The following is a 22426-nucleotide window of genomic DNA, read 5'->3' as shown; positions in this document are numbered from 1 at the left end:
AGCAATATCCGAAAGATTTCATAACCTTAAGCAAAGTAATAGTCTCAATATTTTTGAGAGCAACGATCGTAACACCAACCACTATGATTAAGGTTAGATTGATTAGATACGAGAAGAAATTATGATATCTATTAAGCAAGTGCATCGCTCGATTTCCAATTAAGCATATAACGCCGCACTAAGCGGACTAAAATTGTGGGTTAAAATGTGTAGCGAAGCGAAACGTAACCCACTGTTTTAGTTCCGTTTAAGTGCCTTGTTAGCTTGAAAGTGTAGAATCTGAGTACTAACACCTGCATACTCATAAGCAGCGGCTGCTTTTTTTACTAGCCCCTCGTCACGACACAATAGCAAGTGACAAAAAGAAGCTATTCCTGCGTGTGTCATATCACTAGAAGAACGCACAAAGCCTCGTGTATTCTTCATATCACTATCTCGATAATACCCCAAGAAATTCAGCTGATGATAAAGCCCATTAACTTTTTCGGATAAGGTTTTTTTTCTGTCTGAATTTGCTTCAAAAGGCTGATACTTCACAGCAAAGAAAATATCTATGTCTAATTCAACGCCAATCATAGAGTTTTGAACGGCCTCAAATACTTTTTGGACAACTTGTGGTGGATTGATGTTTTTTAATACCTTTGCGCCCAAGCCGGTTGCATTTTCAAATTCTTTAACAGGTGATTGCTCGAGTATATCCATTTTTTCACTGATGTATTGATGTTGTACTGCTAACATTTCAGGTAGAGCATTAATAGCCTCTTTCATTTCATCGGTAAAATATTCATTGGAATCCAGTTCTTCTATTGCATCATCCATTATTTTCTTTAGCTCGGCATCTCCCTTTGAGAAAATTTCTGCGTAGGTTTCATCACGCCTTCCACCATAAAATTTTTCTAGCATTGAGCTTAATCCGTAACCATATTCAGGCATTGGTTCTTCATTTTCAATAAACCAGCTCCAAACGAAAAAAGCGTCACTATCATTAATCTGGGCATTACCAGTAGGTAAATTATTTTCGTAAATCGGTTCGATGTACTTCGCCCCTAACTCTTTCAGAATTGATAAAAATTCATTTTCGGATCCTACTGACCTTTTTATCTCTTTCAGATTTTCCTTAGAATAAATCGGGGTTATTTGGTTTTTATCAAGTAGCCCTCTGATATCAAAAGGATCACCTTTACGAATTGAGTCCAGTATATTGTGATCTAAATATCCTAATACTTCTTCAGTCATAATTTCCTACGGTGAACGATAAACAGAATGAAAGCTAACAGTATTATTAGCTGACTTATCTAAACTGGCTAAGTAGCTCATTTATAAAACTTTGATAATGGATATACTGCAAGCACACTTAATAAAAAGAATACTTCAAAAGCTAAATAGCCACATAAAGAGAGCATTAGAATATATACCGCTATTTCCTTAGCACTTAAGTCGAATGTTGATTTAAGCCACTCCAAATTACTGAATATATAAAACACTACTATTAGGCTAAATGTAATCACACCAATTAAATTACCTTTTACGATAGAAGGTAGAACAAAAAAGCTGCTACCTAAAAACAGTATCAACAATTGGAGTTCTGGTAATGAAATACGCTCCTTTTCCGCCACTCATTGACTCCTTTCTCTAGTCAGCTAACGCTTTGCCAAGGGGCAACTGCGAACGTTGTTGGGCGAAGCCCAGTGAGTATTTGTCCCAGCCGCGCTTTTTGCGGCGAACTTAGGCAACTTGTTATGCATACTTACGCAAAACTTTAAAAATAACAGACCTAGAGAATGACCAAATAATCAGTGCGCCGAAAAAACTGTAAAACAATTGGATTAGATAGGAACGTTCATAATAAGGTTTATTATCAACTATTATTTCCACTAGACGTCCCGACCCCTTCATGAAATAGCCGTTTACTTTTTTACCATTCATTATTGCTTTAAATGTTTCACACCTATCATAATTCTTTGACGAACTATATCGATCATCATCAACAGTAAAATAGCCACTGAACTTATCATGTTTTCGATTTTTCTCGCAAGAAAGGGTAGCGGTAGATAATTCAACATAACCTACGTTGATATCCGAATGTACGTAGAAGATTCTCCCGCCAATAAGAATTAACAGAACTAACATAATTACGATATCAATTTTTTGTTTGAACTTAAAGGTCATCGAAATTACTTCATGTATGCATAACGCCGCCATAAAAGGCGAGCAACTTGTTGCGAGTCCAGCGCTGAAAGCGCGATTTTTGATGGCCTTGTTATGAGCTCAATCATATATCGGAGTCCTTACTAAAAACTCACAAAAATTTGTAACATAGTACTCAACTATACCTGCATGAACCGACTTTCCATCCAAGGCACGAAGGGCATCTTGTTTTAAGATGTAACCCTCAATTAGCGATAGGTTATTGGGCAATTGGAATGTTGCCAGCATTTCATTCTTATTTATCGACTCAGATAGCTCCGATAGAGCTTTAATCGAAGCCTCTTTGGTAAAATCTGACTCTTTCCAGCGAAAATCCGGCTCTATTTGTGAATCATACTCGCTACAGATTTCGCCAGCTAATAGTGGAGATGAAATAAACAAAAAGACAAAGATTAAATATTTCACTTTAAGTACCGTATAGCTCATAACAGTATTAATAGATGGAAAAATTCCGTGTTTAAACACGGAATTTTTCCGCCTTTCTACATCACTTATTTCTACCACACCCTGTAACCCTTTGTACAGGTTAACTTTATTACCTTTGACTAATTCAGCACATGGGGAAATACGGAATTTTTCCTAGATCTTGCTGTTATGCGGATTTCTTACTGCGTCTGTATAAATATACACATAACATTAATAGAAATACTTGCATGGACATCTATCATAATTAACTGTTTAACAACCTACCTAGCTTCAATCGACGAAGTTGATTTAGCAGTTGAAGGTCACTGCTAGGCGAGCTGATGGGCTAAAGCCCAACCTACAAATTACTCATCAAACAGTTGGTTTGTTGAATGTTTGAGCATGAAATAAAGAGGCCGCAGTTAATCTAGCAGGTAATGGTCACTGCTAGATTAACTGACGGGCTAAAGCGCTACCTACAAATTCTTTATATTTGTTTTTGTGTACAAAATGCATGGGCTGTGGCGAAGTGAATAAAAGTAAGCATCGCAAATGCTTTCGTCGCAATGCTATGCCTTTATCTGTAGCAGGGCTGTTTCTGCAACGGCATAGCCGTTAGAAACTACTTATTCTTAGACTGACGTTTAGCCTTAAACCACATCACGCCTTTATAGACGACTAAAGCAAATAAGCTCCAAAAGACAATGTGGTAAGCAATATGAAAAGTGTCATTAAGGGCGTGGTCTTCATGGGCCATGGCACTGGTTGCAAAAAGGCATAGTAAGGTGAATAAATATTTCATGGTGTGTTCCTTTAATGTGTTAATTCTGTATTTAAGTATTTTGACATAGATTAGGTAGCTGGGTGTAACTTGTTTAAGCTTGCCTTTGGCTCTAAATCTGCAGCATGCCTTCTTTTTCAATAAATTGAATAATCTCGTCTAAGCCTTGCTTGGTTTTCATATTACTAAAAACAAAGGGTCTGTCGCCACGCATTTTTTTGGCATCTCTGTCCATTACTTCTAGTGATGCGCCCACTAGTTCTGCTACGTCTATTTTATTGATTATCAGTAAGTCTGATTTAGTGATACCTGGGCCGCCTTTGCGAGGTATTTTGTCGCCTGCTGATACATCGATAACGTAAAGGGTTAAGTCAGAAAGTTCTGGGCTAAAGGTTGCGCTTAGGTTGTCGCCGCCGCTTTCTACTAGCACAAAGTCTAAGTCTGGGTGACGCTCTTGTAAGTCGTCGATAGCCGCTAGGTTCATGGATGCATCTTCGCGAATGGCGGTGTGTGGGCAACCGCCTGTTTCTACCCCTAAAATACGGTCTGCGGCTAGAGCATCGTTGCGAGTTAAAAACTCAGCATCTTCGCGGGTATAGATGTCGTTGGTTACCACTGCCATATCGTACTTGTCGCGCAATTCAAGGCATAGCATGCGTAGTAATGCCGTTTTACCTGACCCAACTGGGCCACCAACGCCTATTCGTAATACTTGTTTATTCTTTTTCATAGTTCACTTCTTTTGTATTTATCTTATTAGTTTGCTCGTTTTATTAAGAACGAAACAAACGTGTGTATTGGGTTTCGTGCCAGGCACTGGCCATGGCTAATCTGGGTAAGCTGGCACCTATATTGTCATCTTCAATTTGATTCGCTTGCTCGATGACTTGGGCGACTTGTTCGGTTAATTCAAATAATAAGTTTTGCCCTTGGGTTTGCCCCAACGGCACAAGCTTAGTTGCAGCTGCTACTTGGTTGTCTATGTAAGCCCAGCAAAAACCACTTTGGGCTGAAGGTACATCAAGGCCAAACAAATAAGCGGCTAAAGCAAAGGCGCTCACAAAGCTGACTTCTTTACTGCCAATTAAGTCGGTATAAGGGGGGGTGTCGATACCTTGTAAATCTTTTAATAAGCGCATTAGAGCTTTGCCCATTGCCACATCGGCCAATAATAATTCGTTGCTCTCACGACAGGCCAGTACGTGTTGATCCCAGCGTATAAATGCGGGTAAATCATGGCTGGCTAAACTTTTATATAGGCGGTTTAGTAAGGCCAAGTCGGTATGGGCAACAGACTGGGCTAAGTTAAAGCTAATCCAGTCTTTGGTTGACTCTGCGGTTGTCACCCAGCCCATTTCTACCGCGTATTCTAGGCCTTGTGAAAATGAAAACCCACCCACGGGTAAGTTAGCACTGCACAATTGCAACAAGCGATTTAGTTGCAATGGATTATGGTTTTCCATTGAACTAGTCATGGGTGTGGCTGTGACTCTTATCTTGCTCATGGCTGTGTGAGTGAGCATGTCCATGGGAGGTTTTACCATAAGCGCCATTTTCAGGCTCAAATATGGCTGGGGTTTTGTCTATGGTAAGGCCATAGTTTTCGGCGAGTTCTTCTAGCACGTAGTCGGGCTTAAAGCGCACCCATTTTTCACCAATTTGCAACGAAGTATGGCGATTACCTAGGTGGTAACATACGCGGCTAAAGCTCATCCAGTCACTCGCAATCGCGGTAGATACCTCTTCTGCTTGGCCTTTTACTTCTATTAATTGGCCACATTCGGTTTTAAGCACTTCACCTATCAGTAATGGGTGGCCGCGCTCCATGAATATCCCTAAAGCTTGGCCTTTGTCTGTGGTGGTTTTAATACGCGCTTTTTTACGGGTGTCTTGGTCCAAGGTAATAGAGTCTTGAATTTCGTCATGGGTGTGCGATAAGCGTTCAAATGCTTGTAACATGTTTTAATTTTTTCCTAATTTCTCTAATCTTTGTCGGCTGCTTATCAATAAACCAGTCACAGTTTATGGTGCAAAATAGAACGTTTTTAAGGTAAAGCCGTTACGTTTTTTTGATGAGCTCTATATCCCTATTAAGGCTCACCAAAAAACTAAACAACACAGCTTAACTGGTTCTATAAAGCACTCCTTAGAATAATGTGTATCGCTGGGCTAACGGCAATTCAGTCGCAGGCTCACAGGTCAGTAACTCGCCATTGGCACGCACTTCATAGGTTTGTGCATCGACTTCGATTTTTGGCTGCCAGTTATTATGGATCATGTCGTCTTTACCCACATTGCGGGTGTTTTTGCATTCTCCGACTAAGCGGGTCATACCTATTTTTTCGGGTACGCCCAGTTCGATAGACGCTTTAGACATAAACGTCATAGACGTGTTGGCAGAAGCCGAACCGTACGAGCCAAACATTGGGCGGTAATACACAGGTTGCGGTGTAGGGATAGATGCATTGGCATCACCCATAGGGGCCGCAGCAATAAACCCGCCTTTGATGATCATCGCAGGTTTAATACCAAAAAATGCGGGTTTCCATAATACTAGGTCCGCTAGTTTGCCCACTTCAATCGAGCCTACTTCGTGGCTAATACCGTGACTGATAGCTGGGTTAATGGTGTATTTAGCAATGTAACGCTTAATTCTAAAGTTGTCGTTACGTTCGGTGTCTGGTGCTAGTGGCCCCCGCTGTTGCTTCATTTTGTGAGCGGTTTGCCATGTACGGGTGATCATCTCGCCCACGCGGCCCATGGCTTGTGAGTCTGAGGCAATCATACTAATCGCACCTAAGTCATGCATGATGTCTTCGGCGGCAATACTTTCTTTACGAATACGTGAGTCAGCAAAGGCAATATCTTCAGGAATAGACGGGTCTAAGTGATGGCATACCATCAACATGTCTAAATGCTCATCTATGGTATTGATGGTATATGGGCGTGTTGGATTGGTTGAAGATGGCAATACATTAGGCTCACCACAGGCGCGGATAATATCTGGCGAATGGCCGCCCCCTGCTCCTTCGGTATGGTATGTATGGATAGTACGGCCTTTAAAAGCTCCGATAGTATCTTCTACAAAGCCCGACTCATTTAGGGTGTCGGTATGAATCGCTATTTGTACATCGTATCGCTCGGCTACCGATAGGCAATTGTCTATGGCAGCTGGGGTGGTACCCCAGTCTTCGTGCAGTTTTAAACCACACACGCCGGCTTCAATTTGTTCTTCTAGGGCAATCGGCAAACTTGCGTTGCCTTTTCCTAAAAAGCCAAAATTCATAGGGAAATCGTTAGTGGCTTGCAACATTTTGTGGATATTCCACGGCCCCGGTGTACAGGTTGTGGCATTGGTGCCAGTTGCTGGGCCTGTGCCGCCACCAATCATGGTGGTTACGCCCGACATCAGTGCTTCATCTATTTGCTGTGGGCAAATAAAGTGAATGTGCGCGTCTATGCCACCAGCGGTAATAATTTGGCCTTCGCCAGCAATAACCTCGGTACCTGGGCCGACTTCAATATCAATACCGTCTTGAATGTCTGGGTTACCGGCTTTACCGATTTGTGCAATACGGCCGTCTTTTATGCCAATATCAGCTTTGACTATGCCCCAGTGGTCAAGGATTAAAGCATTAGTGATCACCACGTCTGGGGTGTCGTGACAAGATGCCTGACTTTGGCCCATGCCATCACGAATTACCTTACCGCCACCAAATTTTACTTCTTCGCCATATACGGTGGCATCTTCTTCTACTTCAAGCCATAGGTCGGTGTCTGCTAACCGTACTCGGTCACCCACAGTAGGGCCAAACATGTGGGCATAAGCGTGTTTATCGATACTGGCCATAATTATAATTCTCCTTGAACAAGGGCTCTAAACCCATAAACTCGGCGCTTACCTGCAAAAGGTACGAGTGTTACTTCTCGCTCTTGGCCGGGTTCAAAACGCACAGCTGTGCCCGAGGTAATGTCTAGGCGATAGCCTTTGCACTTTTCGCGGTCAAAGGTCAGGGCTGCGTTGGTTTCATAAAAGTGATAGTGAGAGCCAACTTGAATAGGGCGGTCGCCAGAGTTGGCAACCGTAACGGTAAGTTGCTCACGGCCAACATTAAGTAAACGTTCGCCTGCATCGGTTTTAATTTCACCTGGGATCATCTTAGTTATACCTCTTTTATAGACGGGTCTATTTAAACGATTGGATTATGCACAGTCACTAACTTTGTGCCGTCGGGGAAGGTGGCTTCTACTTGCACTTCGGCTAGTAGCTCTGGAATACCTTGCATCACTTGGTCACGGGTTAACAAAGTACGGCCATAATCCATCATTTCGGCAACGGTTTTACCGTCTCTGGCTCCTTCCATAATTTCCATAGAAATATACGCCATGGCTTCTGGATAATTGAGTTTAACCCCACGCTTTAAACGGCGCTCGGCAAGTAAAGCCGCGGTAAACAATAGTAGTTTGTCTTTTTCTCTTGGTAATAAATCCATGGTGTTCTCTACAGTTATGACTTGGAGGCAGTAAAAACTTACCTTTTATGTAAACCAAATTCTAGGTTGAATAGCGTGTTTTTTGATATAAATAGGCCGTATCAGCTTCCAAAGTGCAATAAATAAATCTTTGCACTGATGCGCCTGTTGTCCCAAATAACGTATCACCAATAATTGGCGAATGTCAGTAATGCTTATAAGTGAATTAGCTTTGTGCTGTTCAACCACATATCTTAGTTGTTCAATCAACTCAGTGCGGGTTGCCTTGGATACTTGCTCATCGCTGGCATAGGCCAAAAAGGTACCAAATACCGTATTATCAGCCAAGCCTGCATCGTGTTGCTGTATTTGGCTAGTTGGGTCTATTTGCACTCGGTCGTGATACAGCAATATGTCATCACAATACAAGGTGTTTAACTGAGTAAAACTGCCCCCAGTGAAAGACTCAGATGAACTAGGCAAACCTAAACAGGTCATGTCCCAGCCACAGTACATGCTGTTTTTTTGCAGTCTAACCTCAACATTATTAATACCATCGGCTTGGTTGTAAACAATGGTCTCTAAGGGAAAATGCTCACATTTTGCACCGCCACCCAAAGTGATTTGGGTAACCTGAGTTTGTTTGGGATCGCCAATGGATAAATCGGTGCGAGCTCTATAAAAGCGGTTAGCACCCGGAGTAGTCACTAAAGTATGAGCGTTGTCTTGAACGTCAATACCAACGTTGAGTTTATCACCAGATACTATCCCAGCTGGTGGATGTAACAAATACAGGTGAGCACAGTCTCTGCCTTCTGGATAAAAAGCTTTTTGAATGGTCAAAGGGCCAGAGCGTTTGGTTCGAGTCAGTTGGGTCCCGTAATCCGAGTACCCCAACTGTAATTCCAAGCTTGCTAACCATTGATTTGTCATACCGGCTAGTGGAGATGCGGTCATGGTTTACCTAATTACGAACCTATTGATAATGTATCTTATACTAAAGGGATTTTGTTAAACTGCCAAATACTTACTGACCAATTGGTCAGTTAAATCTGCCATTGGGCCTGATGAAATCACTTGTCCTTTTTCCATCAGTACAAATTCTTCGCCTACCGCCCGTGCAAAAGGTAATTTTTGCTCAACTAAGATAATAGTCATGCCTTGTTCTTTGTTGAGTTTAAGTAGTACATCTCGGATTAACTGCACAATATTGGGCTGAATACCTTCATTCGGCTCATCTAAAATCAGTACTTCTGGGTTAAGTACTAACGCTCGGCCAATTGCTAGTTGCTGCTGTTGACCACCAGATAAATCACCGCCTCGCCTATGTAGCATCTCTTTTAATACCGGAAACAACTCAAAAATATGCTCAGGTATGTTGTTACTTTTTTGGCGTTTACAGTTCAGGCTAACGGTTAGGTTTTCTTCAACGGTTAGCTGCGGGAAGATATGCCGCCCTTGAGGCACATAACCTATGCCAATTTCTGGGCGCAGTTCTACTGGGCTTTTACTTATGTCTTGTGTGTCATAGGTAAGCTTGCCCGAACTAATGGGTAATAAGCCCATAATGGTCTTTAGTAAGGTGGTTTTACCTACGCCGTTACGACCCATAATGCAGGTGCGCGAGCCGGGTTTAATAGCTAGGTCTAAGTCCCATAATATTTGGGTACCACCATACTTTTGATTCACTGATTGTAGGGTAATCATTAGCCTTGCTCCTCACCTAGATAAACCTTAATAACATCTGGGTTTGCTTGAATTTCAGACATAGACCCTTCGGCCAATACGCTACCTTGATGCAATACTGACACTTTTCTGGCAATAGAGCGCACAAAAGCCATGTCGTGCTCAACCACTATCACCGAATGCTTACCCGCTAACGAGGTAAGTAACTCAGCTGTGCGTTCGGTTTCTTGCCCTGTCATCCCGGCAACGGGCTCATCTACTAACAACACTCTTGGCTCAGCAGCTAATAACATGCCTATTTCTAACCACTGCTTTTGACCATGAGATAGCCTACCTGCAAGGTAGTGACACTCTGTGACTAAACCAATGGTGTGCAGTATTTCTGCTATGCGGTCTTTTTGCTCGCCTGTTAATTTATGAAATAACGCCTGCCAAATACCTTTGTCGCCTTTTAGGCTTAACTCGATGTTTTCAAATACGGTTAATTCTTCAAACACGGTGGGCTTTTGAAACTTACGGCCAATGCCGGCTCTGGCAATTTCTGACTCATCTAGTTGTAATAAGTCGATTTGTTGTCCAAAGTTTACTTTGCCTGAATCGGGGCGCGTTTTACCTGTTATTACATCCATTAATGTAGTTTTGCCTGCGCCGTTAGCACCAATTAAACACCGTAATTCACCGTCATTAATGTACAGATTTAAGTTGTTAAGTGCTTTAAAACCATCAAAACTTAGGTTTACATCTTCTACATATAAAATCACCCCGTGGCGCGTATCTGGGCTGATATTTTCTGTGGCTGTTAAAGGAGAACCTGCTTTATTTAATGTCATGAGTTGGCCTCCTTTGAGTGTTCAGGCTTCGCAAATTTTTGCTTAATACTCGGTATTAACCCAGCAATTCCTTTTGGTAACAGCAAGGTCACCAATACAAACAATCCCCCTAGGGCAAATAACCAAGCTTCTGGCATGATGGCGGTAAATCGGGTTTTAGCATAACTCACTATCACTGCACCTATGATAGCGCCGTAAAGTGAGTTTCGGCCTCCGACTGCCACCCAAATCACCATTTCGATAGAGTTTAAAGGGGAGAATTCACCTGGGTTAATAATTCCAACTTGGGGGACATATAAAGCGCCTGCTAAACCTGCCAACATGGCAGACACCACAAATACCCAAACTTTGTAATGTTCTGGTTTATAACCAACAAACCTGACGCGGCTTTCGGTGTCTCGTATGGCGGTGACCACACGGCCCATTTTTGAGTTAACAATAAAATGGCAAATTCCATATGCGATACATAGGATAATTGCGGTGGCAATAAACAAACCTAACTTAGTACTGGGGGACTGCAACGAAAACCCAAAGATTTCTTTAAAGTCTGTTAAGCCGTTGTTACCGCCAAATCCCATTTCGTTACGGAAAAAAGCCAGCATTAACGCGTACGTCATAGCCTGGGTCATGATTGACAAATACACCCCGCTGACTCGCGAGCGAAATGCCAAACTGCCGAATACGAAAGCCAATAAACCTGGACCTATGAACACCATGCATACCATCCAAAGTATGCTGTCTGAACCGGCCCAAAACCAAGGTAATTCGCTCCAGTTTAAAAACACCATAAAGTCGGGTAAGTCTGGGTTACCGTACACGCCTCGGTCACCAATTTGACGCATTAAATACATGCCCATGGCATAGCCACCTAAAGTGAAAAATGCACCGTGTCCTAAACTTAAGATACCGCAGTATCCCCAAACAAGATCAACCGCTAAAGCAAGCAATGCATAGCACAAATATTTACCTAGCAAGCTAACGGTATAGTCGCTTACATGAAGAGCCGAGCCTTCTGGAAACACTAAGTTACCTAAAGTCACTAACACTGTGGTGATCAGTAATATACCAATGGTTAAGTGCAACGGGTTCTTACTGCTAAACAAAACATTGGTTTTGCTGGGCTGTGATATGTGAGTCGTCATTAGTCTGCAGACCTCCCTTTTTGCGGAAACAACCCTTTAGGCCGCTTTTGAATAAACAACACTAAACCTACTAAAACAATAATATTGGCCAGCACCGAACCCGTGACGGGCTCTAAAAATTTGTTGGTTAACCCTAATGACATGGCAGCAACGAGAGTACCCCATAAGTTGCCTACACCACCAAATACCACCACTAAAAACGAATCAATAATATACGCCTGACCTAAATTTGGGCCTACGTTGGTGAGCTGGCTTAATACCACGCCAGCAATACCCGCTATGCCTGAGCCTAACCCAAAAGTGATGGCGTCTACCCAGTCACTTTTAATACTTAATGCCCTTGCCATGTTGCGATTTTGTGATACTGCCCGTACATGAAGCCCTAGTGACGTTTTTTTCAAAATAAGCAACAAGGATACAAACACCATAATTGAAAATAATATGATGTATAAACGGTTGTACGTGAGCGAAAATATAGGATTAATTTGCCATGAGCCACTCATCCATTCAGGACTGATGACTTGGCGATTTAACGGAGAAAATACGGTGCGCACTAGTTGCTGTAGTATCAAACTAATACCAAAGGTCGCGAGCAAAGTCTCTAGTGGCCGGCCTTTCAAGAAACGTATCACACCACGTTCAATCAATATACCCACTAGTCCAGATACTAAAAACGCAGCGGGTATCGCAATGAGTAAGGAGTACTCAATGATTGACGGAAACGCAATTTGGATTACGTATGTGGTGTAGGCGCCCAGCATGATCATCTCACCGTGAGCCATATTAATTACGCCCATTACCCCAAAGGTAATCGCTAAACCAATCGCGGCAAGTAGTAATACTGAACCGAGGCTTAAACCAAAGAATACATTCTCGATGAAGCCATAAAAGCTGGCTTGGCTTTCTATTGTGTCTAACGTCTTGAGTAATGCTGTTTTAAGGGTTTGCTGCTCAGCACTAAGATCTGTTTCTGGTAACTTAGCTAATAACTCGGTGATAGTATTCTTTACTGTAGGCTCTAGGGAGTCCTTTAATTCTGCGAGTGCAGTGAGTTTATCCAAGTGCTCACCGTCTTGTAATTGCTGCAAAGCCATGGTGACAGACATTAACTCACGGACTTCTGCGTCTTGTTCGGTATCGATTAACTCACTGATAGTGGCCGTTGACTCTTTTGTTGGCGAGTTTAATAGCTGCTGCACCGCTTGTAGACGCATGGCCTTGTCTTCATCTGTTAAATCAATTTTGGCTATTAGGCTACGCAATGTACTGCGTAAACGGTTATTGGTTTTTACCTTTGATATTTTTGATTTTTTAACCGCTGCTAGTGTGGCATCGCCCATAATTAGGGTTAGTGAATACAGTCTATTAGGGGCTTTTTGAGCCTTTACTAATTGTTTATTTGCTTTTATGTAATACAGTTCGCCTTCTAACATCACCTGCAATATTGTGCGGGTTTTAGGATGCTTAACTGCTGCAATCTGCTTAACTAAAGGATCCATCTGTCGCAATTTAGCCTTGGGTAATTGTTGTAAAAGTGGTTCAAGAGCTGGGGCTGCGGTAGATTGAGTCTGTGCGTGGGAATACCCAGATATGACTAGTAGCATTAATGAAAATATTCGAAGCATTGTCCATTCCTCGTCCTAATTTAAAAAAGCCCGGTATCGCTAACCGAAGAGGCGAAACCGAGCCAACAGGGACTGATGTATTAAAAAGAAAGTGTCCATTTTAATAAAAAGAGTAAAACACTCACAAATACTATGAGAGTGTTTGCACCTTTAATAATCGAGGATCAAGGGATACTCGTTAAAATTAATTTTAAATTAGCTTAGAAATTTTGACCTGAACACTTAGCGGTTTTAACATCAAAGTTTCCACAGCTAACTGGCTTAGTCCAATCTGAAATTAAGTTTTGAGAGCTAGGTAAAAAATCAGACCATGCATCACCAATTACAGTATCTGGTGTTTCCCAAACCACTTCGAACTGACCGTCTTCTTGAATTTCACCAATCAATACAGGCTTAGACAAGTGATGATTAGCGTTCATAACTGCAGTACCGCCAGTCAAGTTAGGTACGGCAACGCCTATCATGGCTTGTTCAACTTCGTCTACTTCAGTGGTGCCCACTTTTTCAACTGCTTTGGCCCACATCTGGAAACCAATGTAGGTCGCTTCCATTGGGTCATTGGTTACACGGTTGTCGTCACCAATGTATTCTTTCCAGCTTTCGATGAACTCGTCATTTTCGTCTGACTCTACACTTTGAAAGTAATTCCAAGCAGCTAAGTGACCTACTAGTGGTGAGGTATCAAAGCCAGATAGCTCTTCTTCACCAACCGAGAATGCCACAACTGGAATGTCTTCAGCAGAAATGCCTTGATTACCTAACTCTTTGTAGAAAGGAATATTTGCATCACCGTTAATAGTAGAGACCACAGCTGTTTTCTTGCCTTCTGAACCAAACTTTTTGATGTCAGATACAATACCTTGCCAATCAGAATGACCGAAAGGCGTGTAGTTGATCATGATATCTTCGTCTTTCACACCTTTAGCTTTTAAGTAAGCTTCAAGAATTTTGTTAGTAGTACGCGGGTAAACATAATCAGTACCGGCTAATACCCAACGAGTGGCACCAATGTCATTCATTAGGTAATCAACAGCAGGAATAGCTTGCTGGTTTGGCGCGGCGCCTGTGTAAAACACGTTTTTAGACGACTCTTCACCTTCGTACTGCACGGGATAAAACATTAAGCCGTTTAGTTCTTCAAGCACAGGTAAAGCTGACTTACGGGATACTGAAGTCCAACAACCAAAAATTACGTCTACTTTATCTTTGGCTAGTAACTCACGGGTTTTTTCAGCAAATAATGGCCAGTTTGAAGCAGGGTCTACTACAACAGCTTCAAGTTTCTTACCCAGTAAACCCCCTTTTTTGTTTTGCTCGTCAATCATCATTAATACAGTGTCTTTCAGTGTAGTTTCACTGATAGCCATGGTGCCTGACAGAGAATGAAGCACACCAACTTTAATGGTATCTGCTGCCAAGGTTACGTGACAGACTAAGCTGCTAGCTATGATGGAGCTAGCGACAATGAGTTTTTTAAGTTTCATTATTATTCCTCTTGATAAATTCGTTAGTAGTTTGAAAAGTGTTTAATTAAAAAGTAATGAGAGCTTCAACAGCTAAGTAATCAACATCAACATCGTTAACTTCATCCATACGGTATTCAAATACCATTAGTAAGTTGTCGTTGACGGCATAACTAGGAGAAATAGTGATACCACTTGCATCTTCATAGCTAGCACCAAATTCATCTTCAACTTCGTAATCGTGATAACGAACAGTTAGGCCTAAGCCACTTTCAAATCCATAGTTAGCCATTAATAGGAAACCATCAGCTTCACTTCCAGCGAAAGCTGTGTCTTCGGATGAGTTATATTCAACAGCTAGAGTTAAGGCATCTGCCGAATAGGCCGCCCAAGTGTTTAACATTTTGGTATCACCATCTACTGAGTAAAAACCTTTTACGGTAAAGTTCTCAGTTGGCATGAAAGCCACCATAGTTTCAATTCCAGGGTGCTCGGTATCAATTGCTTGAGGGCCCGCTAAATCGTTAACTATAGACACAGCAACAGCGAATTTATCTGCACTATATAAGGCTGATACACCTTGTTGGTAGTAACCATAAAAATACTGCGCGTAGCCTGTACCCGAATACTGGAATAAACCTGTAGGCTCTTCTGTTTCCCAACCTGTGTAACTTAAAAAGCGACCCGCTTTAATGCTTAAGTTGTCAGAAATAGCGTAATTAATGAAGGCTTGTTCTACATCAACACCTTCAGCATTGTTTTGATATTCAACATCAACGGTAGCAGTTAACTTATTGCCAAAATCGTAACCAAAGTTAAGTTCAACTTGGTCTACCCCTGAGACGTGAGAAGATTCGTCATCAGTTTCGCTAGACAAGTAAGACATATCGATAAACCCGCTTACGGTTAGTTTGTCAGAGCTAATTTCAGCTTGTGCAACATTGATGGCGCTGATTGATAGCAATAAGCTAGCCGCTATTGGAGTATATTTGGTACGTAAGTTCATGTGTGTTTCCATTTTATTAATAAATTAATCATGTGTAGTGGTTATCTTTTTTTGCGATAACTCTGCAAAACAGCTTTTACAACAGGTTTAGTATTCAAGGTTTCGTCAAGGTTGGGTATGCGTAAAAGTGCGCAATGGACTACGTCAAATGACGTATCAAAATTTTTTAATTTGTGTGCTGGCAGAATTGTGAATTTGTTTGTTTAGAAGACCAGACAGTTCACTAAAAGCTAAAATGATTGGGTTGTAGATACCTACGTTATTCTACGCATATTTCTCTTACGGCATCTTGTGTACACTATCTAAATATTTTACAGAGAAAAGCTGACTTTACTTACAAGTCAGTTTGAAATTAAAAGCCTTTTTGAATGCAATCTAATAAACAAATCCTGCCCACTAGGCGCATTTACAATAAGCTTGTTGCCAACGAGATGATGGAGGATTTTGCTCTTCGTTTTACTGCTAAAAGAGCACGCATTTGGTCTCTTAGTAGAATTGCGAATACTGCACTAGGCATAGTGTCGTTTCTGGTGTTAGAGGCCATTGGAGGAGCGATTACACTTAACTTTGGTTTTGCGAATTCGGCATGGGCAATTCTTTCGGTTGTTTTTGTGGTGTTTCTCACTGGTTTGCCCATTAGTTATTATGCCGCCAAATACGGGGTTGATATTGATTTATTAAGTAGAGGCGCTGGCTTTGGTTATATTGGCTCAACTATAGCATCACTCATTTATGCCTCTTTCACGTTTATCTTTTTTGCCTTAGAGGCTGCCATTATGTCTATGGCAATACAGTTGTTGTTTGGCATTCCACTTTACCTTTGCTATGTCATTAGTGCACTGGTGGTGCTGCCTCTAGTGACCCACGGCATTGCTAATATCAGTCGTTTTCAGGTTTGGACGCAACCGTTTTGGATTGTGCTACAGCTTATCCCTTTGTATTTTGTTTTTACTCACCCAGACAGTCACTTACGAGACTGGCTAAGCTATACAGGTACATCGGGTGAGCAAGGCAATGGCTTTAATTTATTGTTATTTGGTGGTGCTTCGGCGGTTGTATTGTCTTTAGTTGCTCAAATCGGTGAACAAGTTGACTTCTTACGTTTTTTGCCAGAAAAACCGAAACTAAACACGTGGCGTTGGTGGACAGCGCTAACAGTAGCGGGGCCAGGTTGGATCTTATTCGGGGCATTAAAATTATTTTTAGGGTCATTTTTAGCTTATTTTGCACTGACACAAGGTGTGTCAATGGACTTAGCAGATGACCCTGCGCATATGTATAACTTAGCATTTAGTCTTGTAGTAGATAATAGTACTTTGGCTTTAGTATTGGCGTGTACGTTTGTGGTGTTGTCGCAATTGAAAATTAACGTTGCCAATGCGTATGCTGGATCATTAGCTTGGTCGAATTTTTTCTCGCGGGTGACCCGCAACCATCCAGGTCGTGTGGTGTGGATGATATTTAATGTGGCGATTGCTTTATTGTTAATGGAATTGGGAATATATCAAACCATAGAGAAGATGCTGTCTGTTTATTCGGTCATCGTACTTGCATGGTTAAGCTCAGTTACTGCCGACTTAATCATTAATAAGCCATTAGGTTTAAGCCCTGCTCATATAGAGTTTAAGCGTTCACATTTATACGACATTAACCCAGTAGGCGTGGGTTCGATGTTTATTGCTACCTTTATGGGCTTTACTGCACATTTTGGGTGGTATGGAGAGACAGCACAAGCGTTAGGGTCGTTCATAGCTTGTGGGTTGCCTTTTGTAACGGTTCCAATTATTGGCTATATCACTAAAGGTCGATTCTACTTGGTGAATAACTCTCAGGTAACCATTACACAAAGTACACAATGTCATATCTGTGAGAACACTTTTGATCAAGAAGACATGACTTATTGTCCCGCATATCAGAAACCAATTTGCTCTTTATGTTGTTCACTGGATGTACGTTGTGGTGACCAATGTCGTATAGAAGGAACCTTATCTAGGCAGTCACACAAGTTTTTTCATCGTTTTTTAAATACCCATATATTAAGAATGATGACCACGCCTATGACTCAATTTATCGCCTTAACATCAAGCTTGAGTGTAATTGGCGCTAGCATTCTATATTTGATTTATTTACAAGTTCCGGTAGATGATGTCACCGTCAAAGAAGTGTTTGCTAGTACGTTAACAAAGATCTTTTTCTTACTATTAATTATATTGGGTGTGGTTAGCTGGTTGTTTATTTTAGCCAGAAGCGGTAATCGCTCTGCTTTAAAAGAGTTGCGTTCACTTACCACTGCGTTAGTTCAAGAAAGTAGTGCTCATGAGAAAACTTCGCTAGCACTTAGAGATGCAAAAGTAGAAGCTGAAACGGCGAATGAGGCTAAAAGTAGATACCTAGCTGGCTTAAGCCATGAACTTAGGACGCCACTGAATGTAATGCTTGGCTATGCCCAATTACTCAGCCAAGACAAAACGTTTCCAGAACTACAGCGTGAAACGTTGGGAATTGTTAAACGTAACGGTGAACATTTAGCCGACTTAATAGAAGGTTTATTAGAAATATCAAAAATTGAAGCTGGAAGGCTGACACTGCATCGAGACGACGTAAACTTAAAGGGAATATTGCAACAGCTAGTTGATATGTTTCAAATGAAGGCCGCACAAAAAAATCTTACGTTTATTTACGTGCCTTGTCCAAACCTACCGGATTATGTCACGACCGACAAACAGCGATTTAGGCAAATATTAATTAACCTTATTTCTAATGCCATTAAATACACCGAACGAGGCACAGTGACCTTAAAAATAAGTTATCGAAATCAGGTGGCAAATTTTAGTGTAAGTGACACAGGGATTGGTATTTCAGAACATGACAGGGAGTCAATATTTAAGCCCTTCGAGCAAGTCAGAAATGCTCATACTCAAGCGATTGGTGGCTCTGGGTTAGGCTTAACCATTTCTCGCTCTTTAACTGAATTAATGGGAGGTGAAATCACAGTTAACAGCGCTTTAGGTCAAGGCTCTACCTTTAATTTGCGTTTGATGCTGGTGCCATTGAATAAAAATGAAAACGCACCAGAAAACACATTAGCGCAAGCTGTGGGTTACATTGGGGAAAGATGCACTGTGCTCGTGATAGACGACGAACCTAGCCAACGTCAATTATTATCTGATTTGCTGACACCTTTAGGGTTTGACGTGGTGTTAGCTGAAAGTGCCACATTTGGCTTTGAGTGTTTGGAAAAACAAGCGGTTGCATTGGTAATTATGGATGTAAGGATGCCAATTATAGATGGTTGGCAAATGGTCAAAATGTTACGCGACAAAAACTATAAAATGCCGGTACTGATGGTATCTGCTAATGCTAGAGATACAGAAAGTCACAATGCAGACGAGGCGCTTCATGACGGATACATGGCTAAGCCAGTAAATTTGACTGCGCTTTTAGGAAAAGTGGGGGAGTTGATAGGCATAAAATGGCGGTATGAAGCATATGAACCTCCTCAGAAAGATAATATGCCCTTATTTGATAGCACAAAAATTATAGCTTCCAACGAGCAATATAAAACATTAATAGCATTGGCCGAAATTGGTTATTTGTCTGGATTCAAAAATAAATTTAAGGAGTTAAATGAACAGTATCAATTTCCTGTTGAGGTTGATGCTCAAATTCAAGAGTATGTAGCTTTGTGTAATTTTCCAAAAATCATAGGCTATTTGGAAGAATTGTGCGATGAGTAACAAGATGAACCGTGTCGTGTTAGTGGTAGATGACTCACCAGAGTCACTTGGTATGCTCAATGTTGCATTGAATAATCAAGGGTTTACTGCTCTGGTTGCTTTAAATGGTTTACAAGCATTATCTATTGCTGAAAAAATTCAGCCAGATGTGGTTTTGCTAGACGCGGTAATGCCTGAAATGGATGGGTTTGAAACATGTCGTCGGTTAAAACAGCAACACCCTAACATACCCGTTATTTTTATGACTGGCTTATCTGATGTTGAAGATTTGGTGAAAGGTTTTGAGGCTGGGGGCATTGATTATGTCACTAAACCCATAACACCAGATGAGGTTATCGCTAGAATTAAAACTCATATTCAAACTGCAAAATTGGCCTTAAGTGCTCAAGATGCATTAGATCATGCTGGTAGTAACCTTTTTTGTGTCAATGAGCACGGCCGCTTATCTTGGGCCACACCTAAAGTACATAAACTTATTGATGATTTTGCTGGCAGTAATTTAAACCCATGGGCGAGCATAGCCGACTTATTATCTGATTGGTTAACACAAGAAACGCCCCCCCCTCTTAAAGTGACATGTTTTGATACGCCGTTTGAAATCGTTTATGCACGGCAACAAGACGACAAACATTTACTTAAAGTGACAGAGGCAAAAGTTGCCACTACGCCTTTAGATTTGCAAAAACATTTACCATTAACTAAGAGAGAGTCAGAAGTACTCTATTGGGTTTCTTACGGTAAAACTAATTGGGAGATTTCACAAATTTTAAGCATGAGCCCGCGCACCGCCAATAAACACCTCGAACAAATTTATAAAAAGCTGGGAGTAGATAACCGAACCTCTGCAGCGGCCATTTCAATACGTATCTTAGAAGTTAATTAATTACCTTTGTCACAATAGAGATTGCGACTTGTTCCATTTGTTAGTTTCTTTATACTCACCGGCAAAAGTGTGAGGGTTTATGAGCGAAATTAAACATCTTTTGACCAACAATAAAAATTGGTCTGAACAAATTAAAAAAGAAGAGCCAGAATTTTTCAACAAGCTCGCCAAACAGCAAAACCCTGAATATTTATGGATTGGTTGCTCTGATAGTCGCGTACCTGCAAATCAGATAGTCGGCCTATTACCCGGTGACATTTTTGTACACCGTAATGTAGCGAATTTGGTGGTGCATACTGACTTCAATTGTTTGTCAGTATTGCAATATGCCGTTGACGTTTTAAAAGTTAAGCACGTAATTGTTTGCGGCCATTATGGTTGTGGTGGGGTTGATGCCGCTTTAGGTGACCAACAATTTGGTTTAATCGACAATTGGCTAGGGCACATAAAAGATCTCGCATACAAACATAGAGAAGAATTATCAATCTTGAATGAACATGATAAATCAGCTCGAATGTGTGAACTAAATGTAATGGAGCAGGCTGATAATGTTAGCCGTAGTAACATCATTAAAGATGCAAAAAAGCGCGGACAAACGTTAAGGATTCATAGTTGGATATACAGCCTCAAAAATGGCCGTGTAACGGATTTAGGTAACCCATCCAAACGTCTCTCACACGATTAATATAACTTACACTACGAACTAATGCCTCGAAGTTTTTACGTTTGGTGAGCAATAACAGCGTAAAATGAGATAAAACTCGCCATTAAGTGCAAAGACAAGGGTAATAAATATTAACATTAGAAAACAATTAAGGTTTAATAGTTAACTAATTTTTAACATCGTTTGGAGTTGTTAGTATGAATGGAATTCGACTATTTGTTTGTTACCTTAGTTTATATTGTTGTGCCGTTGATGGTTTTGCTGAGGAGCTTCCTGTTGAAAGTTTCAGCCAGCTACCAAGCCACATGCGACCTAACCTGTCCCCCAGCGGCAAAAAAATTGCTTATATAAAAAACTATTTATCCCCAGAAGTAACAGTCTTAACCTCCGTCGATTTAGCAACTGGTAAAAAGCAACTCCTTATCAAATCAGATAATGAGAAAGTTAAAATAAAATGGTTTACTTGGGCGAACGAAAAAACCTTAATTGTAAGTGTTAAATATACCTCTACACAGGGTCGTACCGACTATACCGAAACACGGTTGCTAGCTGTTGATATTGATGGTGAAACCCCTGTACAAAGACAAATTGCCAAACCCAAAAGGAGTCAACGGACATCACAATTTCAGGATACTGTTGTGTCATTTTTGCGTGACGACCCTGATCATATTTTAGTAGCCTTAGACCTCGATAAAGCCAATTTACCTGGTGTTTATAAAGTTAATATTTATAACGATAAAAAATCTCGTGTAGCACGTGGAAGAATGATGATCCGAAATTGGATGGCTGATAGGCAAGGCCATGTAAGATTAGGTTCAGTATTAGATTACACCCATGGTGATGCTAGCATTAGAGTTCAGATTGGTGACGATGATACATGGCATAAGATGTTTGCATACAATGCCTTAACAGACCCTGCTATTACGCCGCTAGGTTTTGCAAAAGACCCAAATATTTTGTACTACAGCCAATATAAAGGCGATAAAAAAGCCTTATACAAAATGGATCTGGTGACGAAAGAGTCTACATTGGTATTTGCAGATGAAACTTACGATGTAGACGGCTCACTTATTTATTCCCGAAAAACCAACGATGTGATCGGTGTTTATCATTCCCATAGTCCAGATGGCCGTGTGTATTGGGATGAATCAAGAAGCAAATTTCAAAAATCGTTAAACAGGGCTCTAGCTGATAAAGACGTATATTTAGTCGACTTTAATAAAGACGAAAGCATATATTTACTATATACAGAGAATGATTTTACACCCGGAACTTACTATTTTGGAAACCGCAAAGAAAAGTCTTTAGTACCCGTTTTAGATCAATACCCTACATTGATTCCTGAAGTTCTAACCGAACATAAGTTTGTCACTTATACCGCAAGAGATGGCACTGAGCTAGAAGGTTATTTAACTCTACCGCTAGGTGCTGAAGGTCCTGTTGCTACTATTTTACACCCCCATGGTGGCCCAGGGGCTCGTGAATATGATGGCTTTGATTATTGGACCTCGTTTTTTGCAAACC

The 22426-nt window shown here is 41.1% G+C and carries 20 protein-coding genes and 1 pseudogene; 4 read left to right on the top strand and 17 right to left on the bottom strand.

Features of this window, described 5'->3' with window-relative positions:
• Positions 1–237: 237 nt before the first annotated feature.
• The 17 genes from ABJD71_RS08910 to ABJD71_RS08830 form a co-directional block, all read right to left on the bottom strand.
• Complete coding sequence (locus tag ABJD71_RS08910) at positions 238–1236, bottom strand: hypothetical protein (protein WP_348167664.1); 999 nt, start codon at positions 1234–1236, stop codon at positions 238–240.
• Between the two features lie 77 nt (positions 1237–1313).
• Positions 1314–1616: a hypothetical protein gene (locus ABJD71_RS08905; protein WP_348143639.1), complete on the bottom strand. Its 303-nt coding sequence runs from the start codon at positions 1614–1616 to the stop codon at positions 1314–1316.
• Between the two features lie 652 nt (positions 1617–2268).
• Entirely contained in the window at positions 2269–2712 is a 444-nt protein-coding gene (locus ABJD71_RS08900) for a hypothetical protein (protein WP_348167661.1), read from the bottom strand.
• A 523-nt stretch (positions 2713–3235) separates the two neighbouring features.
• Entirely contained in the window at positions 3236–3415 is a 180-nt protein-coding gene (locus ABJD71_RS08895) for a hypothetical protein (protein WP_348167658.1), read from the bottom strand.
• 91 nt (positions 3416–3506) lie between these two features.
• Entirely contained in the window at positions 3507–4124 is a 618-nt protein-coding gene (gene ureG, locus ABJD71_RS08890; RefSeq protein WP_348167655.1) for an urease accessory protein UreG, read from the bottom strand.
• A gap of 43 nt (positions 4125–4167) precedes the next feature.
• Positions 4168–4923 carry an urease accessory protein UreF gene (locus ABJD71_RS08885; protein ID WP_348167652.1) on the bottom strand — a complete coding sequence of 252 codons (756 nt, stop codon included), beginning with the start codon at positions 4921–4923 and terminating at the stop codon, positions 4168–4170.
• Positions 4862–5353 (bottom strand): urease accessory protein UreE, encoded by a 492-nt coding sequence (gene ureE, locus ABJD71_RS08880; protein ID WP_348167649.1) that lies wholly within the window; start codon positions 5351–5353, stop codon positions 4862–4864. The genes ABJD71_RS08885 and ureE overlap by 62 nt, the downstream gene beginning before the upstream one ends.
• Before the next feature lie 187 nt (positions 5354–5540).
• Entirely contained in the window at positions 5541–7244 is a 1704-nt protein-coding gene (gene ureC, locus ABJD71_RS08875; RefSeq protein ID WP_348167646.1) for an urease subunit alpha, read from the bottom strand.
• Positions 7245–7246: 2 nt separating this feature from the next.
• The gene (locus ABJD71_RS08870) at positions 7247–7552 is read right to left on the bottom strand and encodes an urease subunit beta (protein ID WP_348111976.1); all 306 of its coding nucleotides are present in this window, start codon (positions 7550–7552) and stop codon (positions 7247–7249) included.
• A 32-nt stretch (positions 7553–7584) separates the two neighbouring features.
• A complete protein-coding gene (gene ureA / locus ABJD71_RS08865) occupies positions 7585–7887 on the bottom strand; it encodes an urease subunit gamma (protein ID WP_348111977.1) in 303 nt (100 codons plus the stop codon).
• A 45-nt stretch (positions 7888–7932) separates the two neighbouring features.
• The gene (locus ABJD71_RS08860; RefSeq protein WP_348167643.1) at positions 7933–8823 is read right to left on the bottom strand and encodes an urease accessory protein UreD; all 891 of its coding nucleotides are present in this window, start codon (positions 8821–8823) and stop codon (positions 7933–7935) included.
• Positions 8824–8877: 54 nt separating this feature from the next.
• Entirely contained in the window at positions 8878–9573 is a 696-nt protein-coding gene (urtE, locus tag ABJD71_RS08855; protein ID WP_348167640.1) for an urea ABC transporter ATP-binding subunit UrtE, read from the bottom strand.
• Positions 9573–10382: an urea ABC transporter ATP-binding protein UrtD gene (gene urtD / locus ABJD71_RS08850; RefSeq protein WP_348167637.1), complete on the bottom strand. Its 810-nt coding sequence runs from the start codon at positions 10380–10382 to the stop codon at positions 9573–9575. The genes urtE and urtD overlap by 1 nt, the downstream gene beginning before the upstream one ends.
• Positions 10379–11524 (bottom strand): urea ABC transporter permease subunit UrtC, encoded by a 1146-nt coding sequence (gene urtC / locus ABJD71_RS08845; protein WP_348167634.1) that lies wholly within the window; start codon positions 11522–11524, stop codon positions 10379–10381. The genes urtD and urtC overlap by 4 nt, the downstream gene beginning before the upstream one ends.
• Positions 11524–13149, bottom strand: coding sequence for an urea ABC transporter permease subunit UrtB (gene urtB, locus ABJD71_RS08840; protein WP_348167631.1), 1626 nt, complete (start codon positions 13147–13149; stop codon positions 11524–11526). Before urtB ends, urtC begins: the two co-directional genes overlap by 1 nt.
• Before the next feature lie 200 nt (positions 13150–13349).
• A complete protein-coding gene (urtA, locus tag ABJD71_RS08835; protein WP_348167628.1) occupies positions 13350–14633 on the bottom strand; it encodes an urea ABC transporter substrate-binding protein in 1284 nt (427 codons plus the stop codon).
• Positions 14634–14679: 46 nt separating this feature from the next.
• Entirely contained in the window at positions 14680–15618 is a 939-nt protein-coding gene (locus ABJD71_RS08830; RefSeq protein WP_348167625.1) for a porin, read from the bottom strand.
• Positions 15619–15986: 368 nt separating this feature from the next.
• Here ABJD71_RS08830 and ABJD71_RS08825 point away from each other — a divergent pair, with 368 nt between their 5' ends.
• From ABJD71_RS08825 to ABJD71_RS08810, 4 genes and pseudogenes are all read left to right on the top strand, one after another.
• A complete protein-coding gene (locus tag ABJD71_RS08825) occupies positions 15987–19355 on the top strand; it encodes an ATP-binding protein (RefSeq protein WP_348167622.1) in 3369 nt (1122 codons plus the stop codon).
• Positions 19348–20238, top strand: a complete 891-nt coding sequence (locus ABJD71_RS08820; protein ID WP_348167619.1) for a response regulator transcription factor — start codon at positions 19348–19350, stop codon at positions 20236–20238. Before ABJD71_RS08825 ends, ABJD71_RS08820 begins: the two co-directional genes overlap by 8 nt.
• A gap of 79 nt (positions 20239–20317) precedes the next feature.
• A complete protein-coding gene (gene can / locus ABJD71_RS08815; protein WP_348167616.1) occupies positions 20318–20923 on the top strand; it encodes a carbonate dehydratase in 606 nt (201 codons plus the stop codon).
• Positions 20924–21099: 176 nt separating this feature from the next.
• A pseudogene (locus ABJD71_RS08810) lies at positions 21100–22426 on the top strand (S9 family peptidase); the annotation flags it as partial.

It is taken from the genome of Paraglaciecola sp. (genome assembly GCF_039943935.1).
Classification (GTDB): Bacteria; Pseudomonadota; Gammaproteobacteria; order Enterobacterales; family Alteromonadaceae; genus Paraglaciecola.
The sequence above is the reverse complement of the archived record's forward strand: the minus strand, read 5'-3'. Positions and strand labels throughout refer to the sequence as shown.